Annotated in this window: 2 protein-coding genes; both read right to left on the bottom strand. The window is 71.4% G+C overall.

Features of this window, described 5'->3' with window-relative positions; genetic code table 11:
- Positions 1-606: 606 nt before the first annotated feature.
- Positions 607-2,466, bottom strand: a complete 1,860-nt coding sequence (locus tag AX737_RS17465; protein ID WP_066923656.1) for a TniQ family protein — start codon at positions 2,464-2,466, stop codon at positions 607-609.
- A 10-nt stretch (positions 2,467-2,476) separates the two neighbouring features.
- Positions 2,477-3,598, bottom strand: a complete 1,122-nt coding sequence (locus tag AX737_RS17470; protein ID WP_066923658.1) for an AAA family ATPase — start codon at positions 3,596-3,598, stop codon at positions 2,477-2,479.
- Between the last annotated feature and the right edge of the window lie 169 nt (positions 3,599-3,767).

The following is a 3,767-nucleotide window of genomic DNA, read 5'->3' on the forward strand; positions in this document are numbered from 1 at the left end:
CCGCCGTAGCGGCGGATCGTGACCTGTCGGTGCCGCGGTTCAACGGGACGTTCGGTTCGAGGCGCGTCGCCCGAACGGCCAAGCCAGAGACGGCGCAGGAGGGATCGGAGCCAGTCAAACATGCGGTGTCACCAACATCCACAAGGGCCGTGATTTCGCGAGCGTATGCCGTGCCCTGAGACCGGCCGAACGGTCGGGCACGCCGTCATTACACCATGCCGGCGCCCCCGACATCGTGAGGAGCCTGAACGCGGCGCAAGCTGGGGGCCATCGGTCCATCGCCGACAAGCAGGAGAGCCGGCGCTGGGGGGCCGAGCCCGTTCCCCGGCTGTAGGAGCACAATGGGACGGACTTCGGCGCAGGACGCTTCCCGCGACGAGACCTCAAGCACGGGAGGGCTTCGGCGAGTATTGGGCCGGTCCCGCGATCTTGCAGCACGCTGCTGCGAAATTGCCTTGGGCCGCCATCCTCTTGCGTCTCTCGGGTTCCCGGGCGGCGGCCGCCGCGTCGCAGGACCCGGGCGCCCGGTGCGCCCGCCGCGGGCTCTCGGATGGGGCAGCCCCGCACGGTCCGCTCACGTATCCCGCCGCCGAGGCGCAACCTCCGTTAGAGCGGGCGCGCATGCGTCCTGGGAATGCGGCGCCGGAGGTCCCGCGGTACATCCTCCCGGGACCACACCGTCGTGACCTTACGGCCGGCGGTCGCGAAAACCGGCTTGATGCCGGCCCGGTCGAGGGCTTCCCGCACCCACCGAATGCCGGATCCGATGTCCCTGGCGAGGGCCCCCGTGGTTGCGTACTCGCTCTCGAAGGCCGCCAACGCATCCTCCGGGACGAGGATCTCCCCGCATGCGGTCGCGGTCCCGGTCAGCAGGCCTTGCCGGACGATCAGGCCGACGACGTCGGACGGCACCGTGATGCGCCGGCCGACCTCTGCGAGGGTGAGGCCGCCGCCCCCGCGGGACCGGCGCGCGGCCCTGATGTCCTCCGGGTCGAGGAGGAACCCCGCGAGGCCGGGCGCGTCCCGCAGGACCGCCCTGACCCGGAGCTGTCCGGCCAAGATCATGGCGCAGGTGCCGCGCACGCCGTCGACCTTGCCGTGCTGGCTGGCGCGCGCGAGCGGCAGGAGGCCGGCGGGAGCGGCCTCGACGGTCGGCGCTGGGCCGCGGAGTCGGGCCAGCACGGCGTCGATGGCACCCCGGTCGAATACCTCGGCCTTGATGCCGGCGCGACGATGGATCTCGGCTGGCGGGACGATGCGGGCGGCCACCAGCATCCTGGCCTGTCGCTTGGCCAGCCCGAGCGCGGCGGGCAGGTCGTCCGCGCGGACCGCACGGTCGAGGAGCGCGCGGATCTCGGCGGCGGTCTCGCGGGTGATGCCGATGGGCGTGCCCCGCTTGGTCCGTTCCGGCCACGCACCCAGGGCCTTGACGTAGCCGGCGACGAACTCCGGCCGGCGCCCGCACTGGGCCGCGATCTCGGCGAGGCTGACCAGGGGGACATCGGCATGCCGGATCACCACCGAGGTCTTGTGGACCGGACCCCGTGCCGCGTGATGCGCGAAGAGGATCGCCCGCACCGCGTCACCGCTCCCTCCCGCCGGCAGTCGCTTCGCCCACAGGTACAGGTAGCCATAGACCTGTTCGGCGCCCCAGGCCCCGAGGCCGACATGGTCGGCTCCGGCCATCCCGTCGAGCAGGGCCTCGAAGGCGCGCGGCCAGTCCCGCGCGATGGCGAGGCCGGCCGAAAGCACCTCGGGATGGCGTTCCGCCGGAAACTTCGACAAGGCCCCGTCGGCGCCCCCGTGCCGGGCGACGCCCAGCCGCTCCATGGCGTCGCAAGCCTCTGCGAGCGTCAGCCCGTCGAGAATGGGGACCTCCGTCCTCGGCATGCCGCCGAGGCGGCCGACCACGTAGGCGTCCGCCAGGGTCGTGCCGGGCGCGACCTCGACGCCCTCGCAGGCCAGCAGGGGGTGGCCGTTCCTGCACCGGGTCAGCGAGCCGGCTTCCCAGGTGACGTCCACGCCGCAGGTCGGGCAAGCCGCGGCCAGCAGGACGTGATGCACCGGGCAGGTGCGGACGGCAGCCACGTCCCACCAGAAGCGCCGGTGAACGTTCCAATGGGCGTGACGTCCGGACCGCGGCCGGCGGAGGTCGTCGTCCCAGCAGCGCGGGCACCAGCGACGCGCGTTCGTCGTCCAGTCGTCCCGGTGGATCTCCTCGCCGGCGATCACGACCCTCCGCTTGGTGACCTCCGCCGGGGTCCATCGCAGGAAGGGCTCACCGTCACGGCCGAGCCGGTCCGCGAGGGGCTTGGCGGCGCGCCCCTGCAGGATGTCGCTCAAGGCATGGCCGGCGCTCCTCAGGCGTTCCCGGCTCCACGGCTCGCCATTGACGTCGAAGGCGCGCAGCAGGTGCGCCGCTGCGGATTCGCCCTCGACGACGGGCGGGATGATGGTCAGTCGCACCGACGTCCTCCTACGCGTCGTCCGGGTCGATGTCCGCTTGCGCGGTTCCCATCAGTCGGGTGAGCTTGTCGAACTCGATCTCCTTCAGCTTCGGGCAGGTCGAGATGTCGGGCACCCTGAACGGGTTCCGGTGAGGGCCGAGCTCGAAGATCTCGTCGAAGACGAATGCTAGGTGGTCGAGTTGGCTGATGCTCGGCGCGCCGCTTCGGATGGCGCGGAAGGCCGCCTTCTTGACGAGGTGCATCATCCGGCCGGTGTATCCCGCCGATGCCTTGAGCATGCGCTGGACCATGTCGTGCTCGGACAGGCCGGAGGGGGCCGGGAAGCCGAGCCGCGGCTCGATCAGCTCCAGGAACTTCGTCGCCTTCTTCACACAGGCCGCCGAGTGGCCGAGTGGCCTGATGGGCATGAAGATGCAGCGTCGGAGCAACTGGAAGTCCTCCTTGAGCACCCGCCTCAGCCACGGCATGCCGGAGAGCACGAGCGAGATGGGGCGCATCTCCGCCCCCGGCGGCCGCAGGGGGTCGTTCGGGTCCGGGAGGACGAGGTTCTTCAGCGTCTCGACCAAGGCCCGCCGCTCGTCGCCGGTGCGCCCGCGGAGGGCGTGGTGGAATTCATCGACCATGACGACCGACACGAGTTGGGCGTGCATCTGGTGGCGGACCCTGCGCCAGATGTCGTGCTCCTTCAGGGTGGCGCTGAGTTCCAGATCGGTCAGGGCGACGTACAGCGCGAGCCCCAGCGTCTTCAGGGTGCAGGGGCTGGGCGCCTTGATGAACACCAGCGGGCGCACGGGGCCGACCTCGTCACGGAACGGCACCAGGGACGGGCGCATCTGCAGCCGGGCGAGCAGATGCGACTTCCCGGCCCCGGAAGGAGCCGGAACGACAAGGCACTGGCCCTCGACGTCGTCGGCGAGGTCGGCCAGCATCTGGTCGAAGCGCGCGACCGCCTTGACGACGACGTCCGTGTTCACGTGGATCGTGTTCACGCGTCTCTTCCAGGCGCGCCGCTCCAGATCCTGGGGGCTCAGACGGGTGGCGAACCGCTCCCGGCGCGCGGGAACGGCCTCCTGCGGGGCGAGGACCGTGACGTCGGGGCGGAAGATGTCCGCTTCGTGGGCTTGCAGCATGCGATGGTCCTCACTCGGCAGTCCAGTTATCGGGATCGTCTGCATCGAACCCGATGTCGTCGGCCGCCGCCGCCGGCATGGTCGCCGCCGGCACGGTCGCCGCCGCGGTGACGGGCGGTGATCGTGCCGGCTCGGCGGCGACCGAGTCGTCCTGCGCCCCGCATCGGGC

This window comes from Methylobacterium sp. CCH5-D2 (genome assembly GCF_001556475.1).
In the GTDB taxonomy this organism is placed as follows: Bacteria; Pseudomonadota; Alphaproteobacteria; order Rhizobiales; family Beijerinckiaceae; genus Methylobacterium; species Methylobacterium hispanicum.